The organism is Aquabacterium sp., assembly GCF_016195855.1.
In the GTDB taxonomy this organism is placed as follows: domain Bacteria; phylum Pseudomonadota; class Gammaproteobacteria; order Burkholderiales; family Burkholderiaceae_C; genus Aquabacterium.
The window spans coordinates 1-15,699 of sequence record NZ_JACPYU010000012.1; the positions used below are offsets into that span (position 1 = coordinate 1).

13 protein-coding genes and 1 pseudogene are annotated in these 15,699 nt (G+C 64.9%); 6 read left to right on the forward strand and 8 right to left on the reverse strand.

All coding sequences use genetic code 11. From position 1 onward, the window contains the following. The 5 genes from HY019_RS21540 to HY019_RS10130 all read right to left on the reverse strand — a co-directional run. Nucleotides 1–2,168, reverse strand: a 2,168-nt coding sequence (locus HY019_RS21540) for a methyl-accepting chemotaxis protein (RefSeq protein WP_363302669.1), incomplete at its 3' end; no start/stop codon positions are given. Nucleotides 2,169–2,230: 62 nt separating this feature from the next. Beyond that, nucleotides 2,231–4,384: a chemotaxis protein CheA gene (locus HY019_RS10115; RefSeq protein WP_290691567.1), complete on the reverse strand. Its 2,154-nt coding sequence runs from the start codon at nucleotides 4,382–4,384 to the stop codon at nucleotides 2,231–2,233. Next, nucleotides 4,381–4,677, reverse strand: a complete 297-nt coding sequence (locus HY019_RS10120; protein WP_290691570.1) for an STAS domain-containing protein — start codon at nucleotides 4,675–4,677, stop codon at nucleotides 4,381–4,383. The genes HY019_RS10115 and HY019_RS10120 overlap by 4 nt, the downstream gene beginning before the upstream one ends. A gap of 21 nt (nucleotides 4,678–4,698) precedes the next feature. Further along, nucleotides 4,699–5,064 (reverse strand): response regulator, encoded by a 366-nt coding sequence (locus HY019_RS10125; RefSeq protein WP_290691572.1) that lies wholly within the window; start codon nucleotides 5,062–5,064, stop codon nucleotides 4,699–4,701. Between the two features lie 14 nt (nucleotides 5,065–5,078). Further along, nucleotides 5,079–6,227, reverse strand: a complete 1,149-nt coding sequence (locus HY019_RS10130) for a methyl-accepting chemotaxis protein (protein ID WP_290691576.1) — start codon at nucleotides 6,225–6,227, stop codon at nucleotides 5,079–5,081. Nucleotides 6,228–6,473: 246 nt separating this feature from the next. Between HY019_RS10130 and HY019_RS10135 the strand changes: the two genes are divergently transcribed. The 4 genes from HY019_RS10135 (at nucleotide 6,474) to HY019_RS10150 (ending at nucleotide 11,941) form a co-directional block, all read left to right on the forward strand. Continuing rightward, the gene (locus tag HY019_RS10135; RefSeq protein WP_290691579.1) at nucleotides 6,474–8,486 is read left to right on the forward strand and encodes a methyl-accepting chemotaxis protein; all 2,013 of its coding nucleotides are present in this window, start codon (nucleotides 6,474–6,476) and stop codon (nucleotides 8,484–8,486) included. Nucleotides 8,487–8,634: 148 nt separating this feature from the next. Continuing rightward, complete coding sequence (gene ssb / locus HY019_RS10140; protein ID WP_290691582.1) at nucleotides 8,635–9,165, forward strand: single-stranded DNA-binding protein; 531 nt, start codon at nucleotides 8,635–8,637, stop codon at nucleotides 9,163–9,165. Between the two features lie 212 nt (nucleotides 9,166–9,377). Beyond that, nucleotides 9,378–10,670, forward strand: a complete 1,293-nt coding sequence (locus HY019_RS10145; protein WP_290692022.1) for a diguanylate cyclase — start codon at nucleotides 9,378–9,380, stop codon at nucleotides 10,668–10,670. After that, nucleotides 10,667–11,941 carry a diguanylate cyclase gene (locus tag HY019_RS10150; RefSeq protein ID WP_290691584.1) on the forward strand — a complete coding sequence of 425 codons (1,275 nt, stop codon included), beginning with the start codon at nucleotides 10,667–10,669 and terminating at the stop codon, nucleotides 11,939–11,941. Before HY019_RS10145 ends, HY019_RS10150 begins: the two co-directional genes overlap by 4 nt. Nucleotides 11,942–11,952: 11 nt before the next feature. Here the strand turns inward: HY019_RS10150 and HY019_RS10155 are convergent, their stop codons facing one another. The 3 genes and pseudogenes from HY019_RS10155 to HY019_RS10165 all read right to left on the reverse strand — a co-directional run bounded on the left by HY019_RS10155 (nucleotide 11,953) and on the right by HY019_RS10165 (nucleotide 13,364). Beyond that, nucleotides 11,953–12,255: a DUF962 domain-containing protein gene (locus HY019_RS10155; protein ID WP_290691586.1), complete on the reverse strand. Its 303-nt coding sequence runs from the start codon at nucleotides 12,253–12,255 to the stop codon at nucleotides 11,953–11,955. 70 nt (nucleotides 12,256–12,325) lie between these two features. Further along, nucleotides 12,326–13,182, reverse strand: a pseudogene (locus tag HY019_RS10160) (5'-methylthioadenosine/adenosylhomocysteine nucleosidase). Then, nucleotides 13,125–13,364 (reverse strand): hypothetical protein, encoded by a 240-nt coding sequence (locus HY019_RS10165; protein ID WP_290691589.1) that lies wholly within the window; start codon nucleotides 13,362–13,364, stop codon nucleotides 13,125–13,127. Before HY019_RS10165 ends, HY019_RS10160 begins: the two are co-directional and overlap by 58 nt. 75 nt (nucleotides 13,365–13,439) lie before the next feature. Here HY019_RS10165 and HY019_RS10170 point away from each other — a divergent pair, with 75 nt between their 5' ends. Both HY019_RS10170 and HY019_RS10175 read left to right on the forward strand, forming a co-directional pair. After that, a complete protein-coding gene (locus tag HY019_RS10170) occupies nucleotides 13,440–14,369 on the forward strand; it encodes a helix-turn-helix domain-containing protein (RefSeq protein ID WP_290691591.1) in 930 nt (309 codons plus the stop codon). Continuing rightward, nucleotides 14,362–15,639: a HAMP domain-containing sensor histidine kinase gene (locus HY019_RS10175; protein ID WP_290691593.1), complete on the forward strand. Its 1,278-nt coding sequence runs from the start codon at nucleotides 14,362–14,364 to the stop codon at nucleotides 15,637–15,639. Before HY019_RS10170 ends, HY019_RS10175 begins: the two co-directional genes overlap by 8 nt. Nucleotides 15,640–15,699: the final 60 nt, after the last annotated feature.

Consider the following 15,699-nt stretch of genomic DNA (forward strand, 5'->3'; position numbering starts at 1 on the left):
AGCCGGCTGATTTCCTCGGCGGCCACCTGGCTGCGCTCGGCCAGCTTGCGCACTTCCGCGGCCACCACGGCGAAGCCCTTGCCGTGCTCCCCGGCCCGGCCCGCCTCGATGGCGGCGTTCAGGGCCAGGAGGTTGGTCTGGTAGGCGATGTCGTCGATGATGGAAATCTTCTGGGCGATCGCCTTCATGGCGTCCACCGTGCGGGTCACGGCCTCGCCACCATCGATGGCCTCCTGGGCGGCCTTGGTGGCCATGCCGTCGGTCACCATGGCGCTGTCGGCGTTCTGCTTGACGGACGCGGCCATCTCCTGCAGCGAGGCGCTGGTCTCTTCCACGCTGGCGGCCTGCGAGGCAGCCGATTGCGACAGCGATTGCGAGGTCTCTGACACCTGGCCCGCGGCCGAGGTCAGCTGCTCTGCCGCCACGCGCACCTCGACGATGGTCTTGCTCACCGTGTCGATCAGCTCGTTGAACTTCTCGCCCATCAGGCGGAAGAAGGGCTCCTTGCCTTCGAGCACCATGCGCTGCGAGAAGTCGCCCTGCGTGGCGCCTTCCACCAGCGTGCTGATCTCGCCTTCGGCGGCCACTTCGGCCGTGCGGTCCTTCCACTCGACCACGGTGCCCAGACGGTTACCTTGATCGTCGTTGATCGGGTTGGCCGTCAGTGCGAAGGTCAGCTTCTCGACCTTGATCTGGGTCTTGTACTCGCTCTTGAGGCCGCCCAGCAGGTTGCGCTGGTGAGCCGGGTTCTTGTGGAAGCTGTCAAAGTTGCTGCCCACGATGCGGCTGGCATCAAACTGCGGCAGCGATTTGCGCAACTCGGCCTCGTTGCGGCGCATCATCGCCACCACCGAGGTGTTCGTGTAGACGATGTTGCCGTCGGCATCGGCAATCATCACATTGGTCGAGCAGGTGTCCAGCGCCTGCCTGACGCGCGCGTTCTCGGCGGCCAGCTTCTGCTCGCGCTCCAGCGCGGCCAGCTCATTGGTCATGTCCTTCCACTCAACCACCATGCCCAGGCGCTTGCCACCGTCGCCGTTGATCGGGTTGACGATCAGGTCGAACTTGCGGCCACCCAGGTTCAGGCGCGTCTTGTGGGTCTGGTTCAGGCGGTCCAGCATGCCGCGCTGGTGCGCCGGGTTCTTGTGGAACTCGTCGATGTTGGTGCCCAGCACCCGCGCGGCCTCAAAGCGGGGCAGGTCCTTGCGGATGTCGGCCTCGGCCACCTTGAGCATCTCGTTGAGCGAGGCGTTGGTGTAGATGATGTTGTAGTCGGCATCGGCCACCATCATGTTGGTGGCGGCCACATCCAGTGCCTGCTGGATACGGGCCGTGGCATCGGCACGCTTTTTGGTATCGGCAAACTCGAAGCCCAGGCGGGTCTGTACCCGCTTGAGCGAACGCATCATGGAGGCGGCCTGGTCATTGCCACTGGATTCGACGATGCCGTCGAAACTCCCCTGGCCATAACGTTCCAGGTGCGACTCGGCCGCCGTCAACAGCTTGTTGAGACGCGAGGACAGCGACACCCCCCCCACCAGCGTCAGCAGACCGGTGAGCACCGGTGCAGCCACCGTGGCCAGCCCCGGATGCAAGGCCGCGCACACCGCGCCCCCCGCCGTCAGTGCCGACAGGCCACCCAGCATGGCCACCTTGCTGCCGATGCCGGCGTTATGCCAGACATGGCTGATCACGTTCAAACGCGCCAGCCCACCGGTGCGCACGCCCTGGCCTTCCACGATGGCCCAGCCTTGCGCCTTGCCCTCTTTGAACATCCTGTAGAGCGCATCGGCCGCTTCGACCTGCTCACGCGTGGGGCGTGTGCGCACGGACATAAAGCCCGTCACCGAGTTGCCTTCCCGCACGGGCGTGGCGTTGGCCACCACCCAATAGTGATCGCCATTCTTGCGACGGTTCTTGACCATGCCCGTCCAGGGCTTGCCCGCCTGCAGCGTCTTCCACAAATCGGCAAAGGCTTCTTCGGGCATGTCGGGGTGACGCACCAGGTTGTGCGGCTGCCCGATCAACTCGGCCTGCGTGAAGCCGCTGGCTTCCAGGAAGTCGTCGTTGATGTAGGTGATCTTGCCCTTGAGGTCCGTGCGGGAGACGATGGTCGCCCCGTCGCGGAGCACATACTCTTGCTGGGTGATGGGAAGGTTGGTGCGCATGGTGAGGTCCCTGTGTGCTGGCGGTGAGGATGGCGTTCGGAGGAGTGGCTTGGGGCGGGCGATCAGCTGTTGTGCTGAACCTGCTCGATGGGGTTGCTTGCGTACAAGCTGAAGGGTGTGCGCCCGCTGCCGCCCGGCCGGGTGGCTTCCACTGCATAGCTGACCAGGGCGGGCACATCCAGCACCAGGGCCACGTCGCCCGACCCGAGGATGGTCGAGCCCGCAATGGCGCGCAGGTGCCGAAAGAGGCTGCTCAGCGGTTTGATCACGGTCTGGTACTCGCCGTGCAATCTGTCGACGATCAGGCCGATCTGGGTGCTGCCATCGCGTGCCACGACCAGGCTGCGGCGCCCGTTTGGCACCGGCTGGACCTTGTGCAGCAAGGCCACGTCAAAGTAGGGCAGCACTTCGCCGCGCAGGTTGAAGTAGCCCACCCCGGTCTCGGGGCTGTCCGCGCATTCAGGCGGCACCTCGATGCATTCCGAGACGATCTCCATGGGCAGGACGTAATACGTGCCCCCCACGCTGGTGAGGAAGCCATCGATGATGGCCAGGGTCAGCGGCAGGCGGATCTGGGTGGTGGTGCCCCGGCCCCATTCGCTGGCCAGTTGCATCTGGCCGCGCAGGGATTCGATGCTGCGCTTGACCACGTCCATGCCCACGCCACGGCCCGAGATGTCGGTGACCTGGTCGGCAGTCGAGAAGCCCGGGGCGCAGATCAGTTGGTCAACCTCATGGTCGGACATCTGTTGGTCGGCCCGCACCAGGCCGCGCTCGACGGCCTTCTTGAAGATGCGTTCGCGGTTGAGGCCGCGGCCATCGTCGGTCACCTCGATCATGACCTGGCCACCTTCGTGGTAGGCATGCAGGGCGATCACGCCACGCTCGGGCTTGCCGGCGGCGATGCGCTCCTCGGTGGTTTCCAGGCCATGGTCCAGGCTGTTGCGCACCAGGTGCATCAGCGGGTCGGCGATCACCTCAACCATGGACTTGTCCAGCTCGGTGTCCGCGCCGGTGATCTGCAGGTCCACCTGCTTGCCCAGGGTCTTGCTCACATCGCGCACCACGCGGTGGAAGCGCGCAAAGGTCTCGCCGATGGGCACCATGCGCAGGGCCAGTGCGCCATCACGGGCAGACTCGACCAGGGTGCGGATGCGCAAGGCGGCCTCGGCAAAGGTGCTGGAGCCTTCTTGCTGGGCCACCAACTGGGCGCCCGAGCTGGCGATCACCAGCTCACCCACCAGGTCGATCAGGCGGTCGAGCTTGTCGGCCTGCACACGCACAAAGCGGGTTTCTTCACCACGGCGGTCACGTTGCGCCTTGCGGCGGTCACCCGGGTTGTGGCGGCGGTCCGCGGGCTGTGCCTCGCTCACCGCCTCGGCTTGGGCATCATCGATGTCCGCAGCCACGTCCACCACGGCCTTTGCCAGCGCGGACAGCGCGCTCGCCTGATGCGGTGTGTGCGCGGTGCTCAAGGGGTCGATGTGCAGTTCGCAATCGTCCGCTGCAAATTCGAAGACGCTGGCAATGGCCTCGCGGTCCCCGGTGGTTTCGTATTCGGCCTCAAAGCCGATGTGGCAGTCTTCGGCATCCAGTGTCTGCAGATCGGGCACCTGCTCGGCCAGCACGCGCACCTTGCGCACCGTGCCTTGTGTGCCCAGGTAGCGCAGGAAGGACACCGGGTCCAGGCCACTGCGCAGGGCATCGCGCCCGAACTGCACCCAGATGCGCCACAGGCCGCCGTCGTTGTCAGATCCGAGCGCAATCGGCGCTTCGGCCTCGGCGCTGGCCACCGCCCCGTCGCCGCCCAGCAGGGCGCGCAGGTCGGCGCTCAGCTCCTGGCTGAGGGCCTGCAGATCCGGGTCACCGGTGGCGGACTCGACATCACCCAGCAAGGCCTCGATCTGGTCGCGGCTGCTCAGCAGCAGTGCCATCGCTTCATCATTGAGCTGGTACTGGCCCGAGCGCACGGCCTCCAGCAAGGTCTCCACGTCGTGCGTGAACGCGACCACACGGTCGCAACCGAACAGGCCGGCCGTGCCCTTGATGGTGTGGGCCGCACGAAACGCCGAGTTCAGGATCTCCTGGTCATCCGGGTCGACATCCAGGCCCAGCAAGGACTCTTCGAACTGGCGCAGCATGTCGCGCGCCTCATCCAGAAAGCCTGCTCTGGCCGCCGCCAGGATCTCCTCGTCGCTGGGATCAATCTGGCTCATGACAAGGCCTCCTCGAGAGACACCGGCTGCAACGTCATGTCCAGGCCGTAGGCTTGCAGCAAGCCCTTGACGGCGGAGCTGGGGTGCACCAGGAGCAGCTCCTGACCCAACTGGGCCACGCTGCGCTGGGCTGACAACAACAACTGCAGGCCGGCGGTGTCCATGTCCGTGATGCCAGAGGCATCGAAGGCAACGATCCCGTCATTGACCAGCGCCAGCATGGCTTCCCGGTGCTGGGCAATGGCGTGGATCGTCCACTCACCTGTCAGGCAGGCCGTTGTGGTGTCGCTCATGGTGGCGTCCTTTGATCAGGCTCAGGCCGCGCACAGCTTGGCCACCGCATCCACCAGCTGCGAAGGCTGGAAGGGTTTGGTCACCCAGGCCCGCACGCCAGCCGCGCGCCCCTCGGCCTTCTTGGCCTCCTGGGACTCGGTGGTCAGCATGATCACGGGCGTGAACTTGTAGTTCGTGGTCTTGAGGTGCTTGACGAAGCTCAGGCCGTCCATGCGCGGCATGTTCACGTCACACACGATCAGGTTGAGCTTGCGCCCATCCAGCTTCGCGCACGCATCCATGCCGTCTACCGCCTCGACGACCTCGTAGCTCGCCTTTTGAAGGGCCATCTTGACCACCTGGCGGAAGCTGCCGGAGTCGTCGATGATGAGAATGGTCTTGCTCATGATGATGAGTCCCTTTAGAAAAACTCGACTGCGGTTTCCCGCTGGATGGAAGTGTTGCCATGGTGTTCTGAACGCTGCTCTTCCATCGTGTAGCTCTCGTCCAGCCTTGCCAGCCATTCGCCGGCTTGCGTCGCACTCAGATCACCACCCTGCTCCAACCATTGCGTCAGGCGATTGATGTCATCGGTCACACAGGTCAGCATCTGGCTGAGCCTGTCTTGCGTCTGAAAACTCATCAGCACGCTCTCGAACTCGGCAGAAACAGCGGCACCGGCCTCCTGCAGCTCGCGCGAGGATCGGTCCATGTCGCCCAGGCTCTGTAGCAGGCCGCTGATCACGGCACGGGCGTTGGCACCGGCTTCATCGCGCAAGGCTTCGTCGCTGCTGTCGTGCGTGGCGGCCTGGTTGCGCAGGGCCTGCAGCTCCAGGTCGACGGTATTGGTGCGCGACATCATCTTGTTGGCCGCGTCGCCGGACTGGGTTGCCAACTGGCGCACCTCCTGGGCCACCACCGCAAAGCCACTGCCGCGCTCACCGGCGCGGCTGGCTTCCACCGAGGCATTGAGCGCCACCATATTGGTGCGCCTGGCCAGTTGCTTGATCTGCAATGCGATCTGGCGCAGATCACTCATGGCCTCGCTGAGCATGTCCAGCTTGGCGTAGACCTGATCGCGTGCCGTGATGGCCTGTCGCAAGGGCTGGAGCATCTGCTCGACGGCCGCTTCATTGCGCTGCACGAGCTCATCGGCGCTGCAATGGCTCAACCTGTTCTGGCTGCCCTGCGTCATCTGGATGGCCTGGTCCAGGCGCTCCGAGATCGAGCCAAACGAAGCCAGGATGGCGCCCACGCTTTCTTCCGAGTGGTTGCGCGCGCTCTCGATCTGGCGCCGCCAGACAGGCAGCACCTCACCCACCAATGGCGCGCTCGAGGTCAACCTGGCGCCGCCATCCACCGGCGTGCGGGTCATGATCCGCATCAGGAGCAAGGTGACAAATGCGCCCAGCCCACCGCTCACCAGCGGGCTGAGATCCGTCCACGTTGCAGCTTGCGCCACCAGCATCACCAGGCAGGACGACACCACTGCAGGCGCCCAGCTGCCTTTTGGCAAGGCGACAGCAGACGCATCTTGCTGAGTCTGATCCGTGGGAGGGTTAGATGCCATGCTCACATACCGGGAAGAACTGCCTGGTTTAGAAATCGAGAGGTACTGCCGGTCTTCGACTCGCTGACCTCATTGTTGAGGGAACACCCCCGGGTCCATGCGTGCAATAAAGCCGGGATAGACGCGCATTTATCACTTGTTACCTGTTGCCCGACTCTCAACAATCCACCCTGCGGCCCGATATAGACACACCGCAAGCCTGCGAGGGGTCGTCCTCGCCCGTTCGTTCGCATCAGGAACCCGCCCATGTCGCACTCAAGCAAGCTGACGCCCCTGTGGGGGCTGCGCATGGCGCGCTGGCGCCGGAGTGAATGGCGGGCATCCTTGCAGGAGTACTTCCGCTACCACGGTGCGCTCGCCCCGTTGGTGCGCCTCATGCGGGATGTGGACTTTCGCTACAAGACCTTGCTGGTGGCCGCCGCCTTCGCCGTGCCGGCCGCCCTCGTCATCAGCACACAGCTGAGCGACCAATGGCAGCACTACCGCGATGCGCAATCGCATCGTCAAGGCTGGCTCTACATCCACCATGTGGACAAACTGGTCACCACGGTGATGCCCTTGCGCGCTGCGCTGGCGCACCCCCAGGACGGCCAGGACAAGGCTGCCGAAGAGGCCCTGGCTCGGGACATCGAGGCCAGCTACCTCGATTTGGCCGCCCTGCAAGATCAGATCGGCAACAGATTCGGCGCAGCCGAGGCCTGGCAAGCGCTGAGCGGCGCCTACGTCAAGCTCAACGAGCCCCCCTCTGGCCAGACCCGCGCCGCGATGTACAGCCAGTTCATTGCCCAGGCCAAAGCCTTGAGCAATGTCGTCAGCGATGGCGCGCAACTGGCCGTGAGCGCCAACCAGCACGTGCACCTGGTCAGCGAACTGGCCACCGAGCTGCTGCCCAACCTGGATGAGGCCCTCTACGATTTGCACAGCCAGCTGCATCTCTTGAGCACCCGCCCCGAACGGCATGCCGCTGCGGCGGAAGCCACGCTGCTGAGCGTCCACGAGTTACGCGAAACGCTCGATGGGGTCAAACAGCACGCCGCGCGCATCCGGACCCCGGCTGGGTCGGCCTGCGTCAGCGGCCATGAAGCCCTGTTCACCGATACCAGCCTGCTGGCCAAAGAGACGCGCGCCTTTGCGCTGGATGCCGCAGCCCCGCTCGACGAGGCCCAAGCGGCACAGACGACCCTGGCCTTGCACAAGCAGGTGCAGCAAATGCGCGAGACCTGCATGGCGCAACTCGATACCGCCTTGACGGCCGATGAAGCCCACATCCGCCAACGCCTCACCTGGCTGGGTGGCACGGCGATCTTCGGCGTGCTGCTGGCGGCCTACGCCATGACGGCGTTCTCGCGGGTGATGCGGGGCGGCATGCAGCTCATCCAGTCCGAGGTAGAGCGCATGGCGCGAGGTGATCTGACAGGCCGGGCACTGGCCCGCGGGGACGACGAAGTCGCCGACACGCTGCGCAGCCTGCGCGCGTCCTTGTCCCGCCTGGCTGACCTGTTCACGGTGGTCCGCCGCGGCGTGTCGTCGGTCTCGCACGCATCCGGCGACATCTCCATCGCCAGCGAAGACCTGTCGCAACGCATTCAGGACGCCACGGTGGCCATGGAAGGGCTGCAGCAGGGCATCGTCGCCACCCTGCAGTACCTGGAGGCCAACCAGCAGTGTGTCGCCGAAGCGGTAGACCGCGCCAAGGACGTCACCGCCGACGCCGGCCGCAGCCGCCGGGCCATGACCAACCTGGCGGGTGTGATCGACAAGCTGCAGGACCGCAGCCGCGAGATCGGCAAGATCGTCAGCCTGATCGACGGCATTGCCTTCCAGACCAACCTGCTGGCGCTCAACGCCTCGGTGGAAGCGGCCAAGGCCGGCGTCTCAGGCAAAGGCTTTGCCGTGGTGGCCAGCGAGGTGCGCGGCCTCGCACAACGCGTGTCTGACGCCGCCGCCCAGATCAGCAAGGTGGTGGGCGACTCCACCAACGAGATCGCGCAAGGCCAGGAAATCGCCAAAGGCACGGTCGAGGCCGTGCGCTCGACCGAGTCCAATGTCAAGGACATGGGACGCATCCTGGCCAAGCTGGCCAAGGTCACCGACGAAGGCCAGCGCAACGCCGAGCACATGACCACCACGCTGGCCTTGGTCAACGACAACTGCGACAAGACCAGCACCCTGGTCACCCAGGTGGCGCACGCCGCCAAGGTGTTGCGACGCCAGAGCCTGAAGCTGGCGGAACAGGCCTCCCGCTTCAAGCTGGGCTGACCAGCGCAGGGCGGATTTCCCGCCATGTGACACCCCCGACGGTGCGCCCTCCCCCGAGGGAAAGGCCTGATCCTGAGACCGGTGATAATCGCGCTGCTAACTAACGGCACCCTTATTTAACCAACCTTCAGCTTTCAGGAATCAGGCCATGGCCTCCATCAACAAAGTCATCCTCATCGGCAACCTGGGTCGCGACCCCGAAGTGCGCTACACCCCCAATGGCGCAGCCGTCTGTAATGTCTCCGTTGCCACCACGCGCAACTGGAAGGACAAGAACAGCGGCGACAAGGTTGAGGAAACCGAATGGCACCGCGTGGTGTTTTACGACCGCCTGGCAGAAATCGCCGGTGAATACCTGAAAAAGGGCCGCCCCGTGTACGTGGAAGGCCGCCTGAAGACCCGCAAGTGGCAGGACAAGGACGGCAAGGACAACTACACCACCGAAATCGTGGCCGAGCAGATGCAACTGCTGGGTGGCCGTGAGGGTGGCGGTGGTGGCGGTGGTGGCGGCTACGGCGGTGGCAACCAGGGTGGTGGTGACGACTTCAATCAGGAAGCCCCGTCCGCACCGAGCCGCCCGGCTGCCCGCCCTGCCGCAGCCCAGCGCCCGGCTGCCCCAGCGCCTGCACCCAAGTCGTCTACCGGCTTTGATGACATGGATGATGACATTCCGTTCTGAGACCCACTGCGCGATGACCGGTTGACCCCGGCCTCCGACAAGCCCCCGCTGTGCAGGCCACACCGGGGGTTTTTTCCTGTCTGGGCAGCCGCCCAGCAGGCACCAGCCACCAACGCCTGTGCATTGCGTCACGCGGCAAATGCCTCCCCGTGAAACGGACCGCGTCAAGGTCTTGCGGATGAAGCCGAAAATATGCAAACCGCGTGCGCAAAATGCGCAAGCACCGCATTGGCATGATCAATCTGGCTTCATCGACACCGCTGGCGCCCCCGACACCGTCCCCGCAAGGGCTGGACGTGGCGGCGCCCATGTCAACGAGCACGTTCGAAGCGGTGCAGCAGCAAGGCTTTCCCTTTTTGCGCTTTCCGCCATCCGTGGAGGCGCACTTCCAGTCCGACAAGGCGCCCGAGCAACTGGTGCAGATGCGCACCGGCGCGCTGATGTCCATCATCCTGTCCAGCGGCTTGCTGATGGCCGACTGGATGATGGTGCCCGACCGCTTCCGCGATGCCCTCACCTTGCGCCTGCTGGTTTTTGCGCCCTTGCTGGGTTTGGCCGCCGCGCTGTGGCACAAGGTGCGCCCAGCATGGCGTGAATGGGTTGGGCTGATCAAGGGCCTGGTGGCCGCCTGCATCATCATTTATCTGTGCATGAGCAGCACCGACGTGCTGGCGGCCCCCTATCTGGTCAGCCTGAGCCTGATCGCGCTGTTCAACGGCGGCGTCGAGCGCATCCGCTTCTGGCCGGCCCTGTTGATCGACCTGGTGGTCCTGGCCCTGTTTGCCTTGGCCGTGCTGAATCTCCCGCACCCCAACGTCCCGGTGATGACGGGCACGGCGCTGGTCATGGTCTCCACGATCGTGTTCACCCTGTATGGCAGCTACTGGCTGGAGCACGAAGAGCGCACCAACTGGTTGATGTTGCAGCACGAGCACCTGCTGCTTGAGAAGCTGGAAACCGGCAACCAGCGCCTGGACCAGCTCACCCGCTTCGACCCCTTGACCGAGATCGCCAACCGCCGCCACTTCGACGAGTTCCTTGCGCAGGTCTGGGCACGCGCCCGCCAGGACGGGCAGGACGTGGCCCTGCTCATGATGGACATCGACCACTTCAAGCTCTACAACGACCACTACGGCCACCCCGTGGGCGACGCCTGCCTCAAGGAGGTAGCCGCCACCATGAGCCGCCACCTGCGCAAGCCCGGTGACCTGCTGGCGCGCTTTGGGGGTGAAGAGTTCATCGCTGTCCTGAGCAAGACCTCCCTGCCCGAAGCCATGGCCGCTGCCGAGCGCGTGCGTGAGGCTGTCTGGCGCCTGCAACGCCCCCATGAAACCTCACCCGTCCAGCCCTGGGTCACCGTGAGCATCGGCGTGGCCTGCCTGCGCGCAGACGCCGATCAGGCCGACATCCCCAGCTTGTTGAAACAGGCTGACGACGCCCTCTACAAAGCCAAGTCCCGTGGTCGCAACCAGGCCTGCACGCTGCAGGAGGCGCCCCACTCGTGAGCACCTTCAGCCGCGCCCTGCCACCCGCACGCCGCACCGTGCAACCCACTGGCCACACCAGCCGGGAGGACGTGGCCGCCGCCACCGAGCAGTTTGACAAGACCCTGTCCTGGCTGCGCTTCCCCGCCGCGCTGGAGCACCAGTTCGTCAACGACAGCGCGGCCCGCAGGCTGCGCTATTTCCTGCTCAGCGGCTTGCTGTCGCTCTTCGTGTTCAACGGCTTTTTGCTGGTGGACTACCTCATGGCCCCCGACGTGTTCTGGCTGGCCGTGAAGATCAGAGTAGGCTTGTTCACCCCCTTTGCGGTCATCGCCCTGTTGAGCGTCTGGCTCAAGCGCCACAGCATGTCGCCCCAGACCTCCACCCTCGTGGGCGAGTGCCTGGTGCTGGTCAGTGGCTCATTCGCTGCGGCCTGCCTGGCCTACATCCTGTCCAACAGCCACGCGACCACCAGCCAGTACTACCACGTCGGCCTGATGGTGGTGATCATGTACGGCAACATGGTGCAGCGCCTGCGCTTCTGGTATGCCGTGGCTTTCTCGCTGACGGTGTACCTCATCCACATCGGCGGGGTGATGATGGTGCCGGCCTTCAACCCTCGGTTGAGTCTGCCCATGGCCATGCTCATCGGTGCGACCATGATCTTCACCTTGATGTCCAACTACGCGCTGGAGCGGGATGAGCGGCGCCAGTACCTGCTGTCGCTGCGCAGCAAGCACCTGCTGCAGGACCTGGGCGAGGTGCAGCAACGCCTGCAGCAGCTCTCGCGCATGGACACCCTCACCGGCCTGTTCAACCGCCGGCACTTTCAGCAATACCTGGAACAGACCTGGCAGCGCGCCCAGTACGATCAGGCGCCGGTGGCCGTGCTCATGCTGGACGTGGACCACTTCAAGCAATACAACGACCGTTATGGCCACCCTGTGGGCGACCAGTGCCTGATGCAGGTGGCCCATGCCATGCAGGACAGCCTGCGCCGCCCGGGCGATCTGGTGGCCCGCTATGGTGGCGAAGAGTTCATCGCCGTGCTGCCCGGCGCCGACAAGGACACAGCGCACCAGGCGGCCGAGCGCATCCGCGAAGCCATCATCAAGCTGGGCATCCGGCACGAGGCCTCTGCCACGGCGCCGGTGGTCACCACCAGCATCGGCGTGGTCAGCTGCCGCGCCCGCGAAGGCGTGCAGGAGCAGGATCTGATCGCCGCCGCGGACTCTGCGCTATACAAGGCCAAACAGGCCGGGCGCAACCAGGTGCTCTCGCTGTCCTTGTGATCAGATGGTGATCAGAGCGGCAGCTTGCCGGTCAGCGTCTGCCACCACATCACCCAGTCCCCCATCAGGCTGTAGAGCGGGTAGGTGAAGGTTGCGGGCTTGTTGTGCTCGAAGTGGAAGTGGCCCACCCAGGCAAAGCCATAGCCCAGCACCGGCAACAGCAAGAGCCCGGACCAGGTCTGCGTGACGATGGCCCAGATCAAGACCGTCAACACCAGCGTGGACCCGACCACGTGCAGGCGCCGGCAGGTCTGGTCCTGATGCTGCGAGAGGTAGAAAGGGTAGAAGGCGCTGAAGGACGCGTAGCGCTCCATATCGTGTCTCCGGGTAAGGCCAAGCTCAGGCCACAGCTTAAGCGCCAGACCTGATCGAAATCAAGGCTGGTCAACCCCTGCGCAACAAGGCTTCGACGATGGCCAGTGAATAGTGCCGGGCCACGGCGTCGATGAAGCGGGGGAAGTCGATGTGGGCGTCGTCATCGGCGCGGTCCGAGATCGTGCGGATCACGGCATAGGGCACGCCGAAGTCATGGCAGACCTGGGCCACGGCCGCCCTTCCATCTCGACGGCCAGCGCGGCCGGCAAGGCTTGCGTCAAGGCGCGGCAGGTCTGCGCCGAGTGGATGAACTGGTCGCCGCTGATGATGAGGCCCTGGTGCACACGGGGCTGCGACAGGCCCAGCGCCTCCAGATGCACATCGGCCAGCGCACCACCGGCCGCCAGCGAGGCGGGGCTGAGCACCTGCTCGACGGTGTCGCGCACCGCGGTGGTCAGCGTGGCAGGCGGCGACAAGGTGGCCAGCCCCAGGCCCGGCAACTCGAAACGCGGGAACAGGGGCGAGGCATCCATGTCGTGCTGGATCAGTGCATCGGCCACGACCACGTCGCCCACCCGCACGCCCTCGCCCAGGCCGCCGGCCACGCCCGTGAAGATGACCTGGTCCACCCCATAACTGCTCAAGAGCACCGTGGTGGTCGTGGCCGCGGCGACCTTGCCGATGCGTGACAGCACGGCCACCACCTCGCGGCCATGCAGATGGCCAACCCAGAATTCGCGCCCGGCCCGGCGCTCCATGCTTTCGTCGGGCATGACGTCAAGCAAGGCTTGCAACTCTTCGGGCATGGCGGCCATGATGCCGATGCGGCGGGTGGGCGTGTTCATGAGGCGACGGGGAGGTGATGGGGCTAGGTGCCCATCATCAAGGCATTCAGCGGCGCTGGGCGCACTTGGCGACGCGCCCATGAAAAAACCACCCCGAGAGGTGGTTTGAAAAAGCCCGAAAGCACCAGCCGGATCCCTTCGTGGACAAGCCACCAGGAGCCTGGCTGTTCGAAGCTGTCACCAGCATCGAAATCATAAAAATTCCCTGAGCGGCGCCATGGATCGTGTTGTGTTTTCAGCGCACAATACATTGTATCGGTCATATTTGACGCTTTCGCGCAAAAGTGAAGTTTTTTTCACCCATCAGATCGACCTGATTGTTGCCCCACATCACCATCATGGACGCAGACCTTGACAAGGATCACAGCGGCTTTCCTTCTGAGGAGAGCCCTTCCTGGGTCAGTGCCTGCCTGTCTGGCCTGCTGGAGCGCCATGGTGTACCGAGCCGGCACCAGGCCACCGAAATCGCGCAAATTTGCGCGATTTCGGTCAGCCAGGCACGCCGCAAGCTGCGCGGAGCCGTCTGGCTGTTCGACGAGGTCAGGGCCATCTGCCAGCACTTTGGCGAAAGCATCGACACGGCACTGTCCGCTGGTTTGCGGTCAGGCCTGCAGCCCCCCGCAACCGGCCACGCCAAACCGGTCACCACCTACCCGGCCACCCTGTTGATGGACGAGCAGCGCCTGCCCTGCGATATCGAACTCGGCCCCTTGTGCACCGAAGAGGCCGCATCGTCCTGCCAGGGCCTGGTGGCCTTCCACCATCCGCTGGAGGGTTGGCAGGTCACAGGCCAGGCCAGGTTGCAACAAGAAGCCTTCCGGGGGCCGCACTATGCCGTCGCGCAACTGCAATGGCGCAACCAGAGCGAGCAGGTGCGCGCGCGCATCGCCGTGCTGGACGATGACATCGGCTCGGCCGACGCGCTGACCGACTGGTTCAACGAAGTCGGCTACGACGCCCATGCCTACACCCGCTCGGAAGACCTGCTGGCGCAGCCCCTCACCGACCACGATGCCTTCGTCGTGGACCTGATCCTGGGGGGCGGCCAGACCTCGCAAGCCCTGGTCGAGCGCATCCGCCGCGAACAACCCGAGGCCCCCATCGTGCTGCTCACCGGGCAGTTGCGGGACGGCTCCGCCTCGGAAGCCACACTGGCCACCATCTTGCGCACCCAGGGCGTCACCTTCTTTGAAAAGCCCGTGCGCCCCGCTGTACTGACTGCTGCCATCCAGAGCAGCCTGGATCGGCTGCACCACCCGCATGGTTGACGCCACCTTGTCATCACAGCCGCCTGCGCGAGATGAAACGCGCATCGTCTTCTGGCTCTGCACCTTGGTGTGCATGGGTGCGGCCTACCTCTCCTTTCATGGCCTGACCAACCCCTGGGACCGCATCGGCGTGCCGATCATGTCGGCTTTGTATGGGCTGACTGCCTGGTGCTTGTGGCGGTTTCCCGAGCGCATGAACACCATCATCTTCACCGCGCTTGTGCCCACCAGCCTCTACATCCTGGGCGGCGTGTACATGGCGGCTCAGGACACCACCGCCACTGGTTTGTTCAAGCTGGCCTCGGGCTCACAGTTCATGCCCGTGTTCTACATCGGCGCCTTCGTGGCCCTCCAGCGTGGCGCCAACCTGATCTGCTGGCTGCACTACGCCGGGCTGCTGGGCCTGTACCTCTTTCAGTATGGCCTGGCACCCAGAAGCAGCTTGCCCCCCCAAGCGGCCATGAACGCCCACGTCTGGATGGTCCTGCTGGTCGCGCAGCCCGCCTGCATCGTGGCCCTGCACTACATCACGGCGCTCAAAGGGCGCTTGCGCGCCACCGAGCTGGCCTCGCATCAAAGCAAGGAACGTTTCCTGGCCATGCTCTCGCACGAGATCCGCAGCCCCCTGCAGGCCATGCTCGGCTCGATCGACTTGCTGGCACTCAAGGCCCAGACCCCGCCCGAGCGGCGGGCCGTTGACCGCATCCGCACGGCGGCCTCCCAACTCGACACCCATCTGCGCGACGTCACCGAGTACACGCGGCTGGAGAACCCCGCCTGGCAATTGCAGACGGCCTCGGTCGACCTGCCCGCCCTGGCGCAAGAGGTCTGCGACACCTACCTGCCGCAAGCGCAAAGCAAGCGCCTGGACATCGTGTGCGAGTGGCCGCAGCAAGACGTACTGGCCTTGCACCATGTCTGGACCGATGGCGGCCGCGTCAGGCAGATCCTGTCCAACCTGATCACCAATGCCCTCAAGTACACGGTCAGCGGGCGCATCACGGTGCGTGTCGGCTTGGACGACACCCACGACGCCACCGCACGCATCGAGGTCATCGACACCGGCATCGGCATCCCGCCGCCAGACCAGCAGCGCATCTTCGAGCCCTATGTGCGCCTGGATGACCAGCGTGCCGGCAACGTAGAGGGCTCCGGCCTGGGCCTGACCGTGGTCAAGCGCCTGGTCGAGCGCCTGGGTGGCGAAGTGAGCCTGCGCAGCGAGGTCGGCCAGGGCAGTTGCTTCTCGGTGAGCCTGCCGCTGAGCGCCTGATCTCGCCTGCCCCCCATCAGGCCTGACAATCAAGGCCTTGTCTCAACCACTGCACGCCAA